Here is a 3,689-nt window from a genome sequence, read left to right as displayed (position 1 = left end):
TACCTCGACTTCGACAACATCGTCATCTCGCGGTACGACCAAGTGAACGGGCGCAGCTCGTTTCAACGCGACAAGACCAAGGGCCTTGAGGTCGACCGCCTGCAACGGGCCACGGTCGACGTCGGCGCGATCATCGACTTCGCCTCGTCCTTCGGCACTTTGGTGCTCACCCGTGCCTACGCCGACTGGTCGGCAGACGTCAACGCCGGATACCGCGGCCAGCTCGTCGGTCGCGCCGTCGACCTGGTGCAGCTCTTCCCCGCCGCGGCGTACGGCAAGAACGGCGCCGACATCCGGCTTGCCGTCGACGCCGTCGAGGACATGTTCCGCCTGCCCGACCTGACCCACGTGGTGATCGTCGCCGGCGACTCCGACTACATCGCGCTCGCGCAGCGCTGCAAGCGGTTGGGCCGTTACGTCGTCGGCATCGGGGTGGCAGGCTCGTCGAGCCGGTCGCTGGCCGCCGCGTGCGACGACTTCGTCATCTACGACGCGCTGCCCGGCGTCCCGGTCTTCGAACCCGACGAGCCGGACACCGACAAGGGCGAGCCGGAGCCCGAACCCAAGAAGCGCGCCCCGCGTCGCCGAGCGACGAGGCCCCAGGCCGTCGAGGAGGAACCCGAGGCGCCCGACCCACAGACCGCCGCGACCGGACTGCTCGAGCGGGCGCTACGCATCGGGCTCGAGAAGGACGACGTCGACTGGCTGCACAACTCCGCGGTGAAGGCTCAGATGAAGCGGATGGACCCGTCGTTCTCCGAAAAGTCCTTGGGATTCCGGGCTTTCAGCGACTTTTTGCGGTCGCGTTCCGACATCGTGGAGCTCGACGAGAGCTCCACGACGCGGATGGTGCGGTTGAAGGGTTAGGCGATCGTCTGGACGAGCGAGGGCTTCATGGCGTCCAGCTGAGAACCCCAGTACCCCCAGCTGTGCGTGCCGTTCGGCGGGAAGTTGAACGTTCCGTTCGACCCGCCCGCACCGGTGTAGGCGTTCTGGAACGCGACGTTGCTGTCCCTGGTCAGGCCCTCCAGGAAGGTGGCGGGCAGATCGGCGCCGCCGAGTTCGTTGGGCGTGCCGTTACCGGTGTAGACGTAGATCCGGGTGCCGTTGGCGGCGATCCGGCCCGCCTGCAGCGTCGGATCGTTGCGCTGCCAGTCCGGTCCGCCGCCGGGGCCCCACATGGCGCCCGCGTCGAAGCCGCCCGAATCGCGCATCGCGAAGCCGACCAGTGTCGGCCAGACGCCGTCGGAGAGGTGCTCGAATCCCGACAGCGAACCGGCGAACTTGAAGTTGCCGGGGTGATACGCCGACAGGATCAGCGCGGCGCTTCCCGACATCGACAGCCCGACGACGGCATTGCCGGACGGCGAGATGCCCTTGTTGGCCGACAGGTAGGCAGGCAGCTCCGAGGTCAGGAACGTCTCCCAGTTGTAGGTCTGGGTCTGGCCGTTGCCGACGGCGGGTTGCTCCCAGTTGGTGTAGAAGCTGGACATGCCGCCGACGGGCATCACCACCGACACGCCCGACTGGTAGAACTTCTCGAACGCGTTGGTCTCGATGTCCCAGCCGCTGTTGTCGTCGCGGGCGCGCAGGCCGTCGAGCAGGTACACGGCGTGGGAGCCGCCGGGCTGGAAGCGGACCAGGACGTTGCGACCCATCGCCGCCGACGGCACCATCAGGTCCTCGACCGGTAGCCCCGAGCGGGAGTACGCGCTCGCGGTCGCCGAGCCGCCGACGACGCCGATCAACCCGGGCAACACCGCGGCGACGACGGTGGCGACGGCGATCCGCCGCCACGTGTCGCGGATTCTTGGAACGAATGTCATTTGTCACGCCAATCTGTTTTCGCTGTAACCCAATAGTCGGCCTGAAGTGCGAGCCTGTTACCCGTACGAGCCGGTCATACCTGTGAATCTGCTGGATAAGCATGCCCGCAAGCCGATTCACCCAGCTCAGCGCGATGCGTCGGCGCGTCCTACGCATATGTCATGCTCGCAATGAACGCTTCTGAAACAACCCGATCACGAACCTGGCACGCCCCGCGTCGCCCGGTGCGAAGGATCGCTGTGAACCACCTACCATGGGGTCTCGTCTTCTAGTCGGTGCTGAAATCTATGGAGTGTTGTTGACGTCTACTCGTCGTGCCCGTGGGACCTGGTTGGCCGCATCCTTCGCGGTGCTGGCCGTACTCGGTGGCGTCCTCGTCAGCGGATCAGAAAGGTGCGTGCACGGTTGCCAGGTGCTCGCCGCACCACGCAACCTGGCTGAGGCGGAGCCGCCGGTGCCCACGTCGACGCCTGCTGCGCTGTCGGTCACGCCGATGCCCGCCGCCGACGGAGTCAATCCAGCGGGACCGGTACTCGTCACCGCGACGAGCGGCACCATCACCGACGTCACCATGACCAACGACAGCGGCAAGGTCATCCCCGGGGTGCTGACGCCCGATCGCACGGTGTGGAAGCCGACGAGCCAGCTCGGATACGGCCGCACCTACAAGATGACGATCGCCGCGCGCGGGCCAAGCGGCATGCCGTCGCGCGAGGTGTCCAGTTTCAGCACGGTGTCCCCGAGCAGCCAGACGCAGGTCTACCTCGACCGCGCGGGCGGTGACCTGCTCGAGGACGGTGCCACCTACGGCATCGGCATGGTGGTGGTCGCCCACTTCGACGAGGCCATCGACAACAAGGCCAACGCCGAACGGCACCTCTCGGTCACCACCAACCCGCCGGTGCCGGGGTCGTGGTACTGGGTCGACGACCAGAATGCCCACTGGCGACCCGAGAAGTATTACGCGCCAGGCACTTCCGTCACCGTCGACGCGAACCTGTACGGCACGCCGCTGGGTGACGGTCTGTACGGCGCGGAGGACGAGCACACGACGTTCAAGATCGGTGACGCGCACGTGTCGGTCGCCGACGACACCACGCACATGGTCAGCGTCTTCGACAACGGCAAGCTGGTCCGCACCATGCCGACGTCGATGGGGATGGGCGGCACGCAGACCATCGGCGGCACCACGCTCTCGTTCTTCACCCCACCAGGCGTCTACACCGTCCTCGACAAGGCGAACCCGGTGGTCATGGACTCCTCGACGTTCGGGCTGCCGATCGATTCCCGCCTCGGGTACAAGGAGTCCATCGCCTATGCCACCCGAATCAGCGTCGACGGCATCTACCTGCACCAGCTCAACTCGACGGTCTGGGCGCAGGGCAACACCGACACCTCGCACGGCTGCCTGAACCTCAACGGCGAGAACGCCGCCTGGTTCTTCGGCTTCGCGGTGCCCGGCGACGTCGTCGAGGTGCGCAATACCGGCGGCAAGCCACTGCAGATCTGGCAGAACGGCGACTGGTCCGTGCCGTGGGATCAGTGGTTGAAGGGCAGCAAGATCACCTAGCTCGGGACCCGGTGCGCGTACGCGGTCAACTCTCCAACGAAGCCCGTCGGGAACCGCAGCGAACCCTTCTGCGTCCGTCGCAGAAACCCCACCGCCGCCCGCGCCGACAACGGTTTTCCGGGGAACTCGAGGAAGTCCACCAGCGGCGGCCGGGGCTCCCACACTGGCCACGGCCCGACGTCGCCGACGTGCACGACGCCGTCGAGTTCCGCCCATGCCGCCCGCCGCGACCACTTCACGCCGTTCCACGGCGGGTCCGCCGAACAGTCGTACCGTCCGGGTTGCGCGAGCC

Annotated in this window: 3 protein-coding genes and 1 pseudogene; 2 read left to right on the top strand and 2 right to left on the bottom strand. The window is 66.9% G+C overall.

Annotation, left to right across the window (positions count from 1 at the left end; all coding sequences use genetic code 11):
• Positions 1-867 (top strand): NYN domain-containing protein (locus QOD90_RS15120; protein ID WP_526351051.1); only part of this gene is annotated, 867 nt, incomplete at its 5' end.
• Here the strand turns inward: QOD90_RS15120 and QOD90_RS15115 are convergent.
• Complete coding sequence (locus tag QOD90_RS15115) at positions 864-1,826, bottom strand: alpha/beta hydrolase (RefSeq protein ID WP_526351050.1); 963 nt, start codon at positions 1,824-1,826, stop codon at positions 864-866. The genes QOD90_RS15120 and QOD90_RS15115 overlap by 4 nt on opposite strands.
• Positions 1,827-2,119: 293 nt before the next feature.
• Here QOD90_RS15115 and QOD90_RS15110 point away from each other — a divergent pair, with 293 nt between their 5' ends.
• Positions 2,120-3,397, top strand: a complete 1,278-nt coding sequence (locus QOD90_RS15110) for an Ig-like domain-containing protein (protein ID WP_526351048.1) — start codon at positions 2,120-2,122, stop codon at positions 3,395-3,397.
• Here the strand turns inward: QOD90_RS15110 and QOD90_RS15105 are convergent.
• Positions 3,394-3,689, bottom strand: a pseudogene (locus QOD90_RS15105) (DNA (cytosine-5-)-methyltransferase); the annotation flags it as partial. The gene QOD90_RS15110 and the pseudogene QOD90_RS15105 sit on opposite strands and share 4 nt — an antisense overlap.

This window comes from Mycobacterium sp. (genome assembly GCF_032161845.1).
Classification (GTDB): Bacteria; Actinomycetota; Actinomycetes; order Mycobacteriales; family Mycobacteriaceae; genus Mycobacterium.
This window is presented reverse-complemented; position numbering and strand designations above follow the sequence as displayed.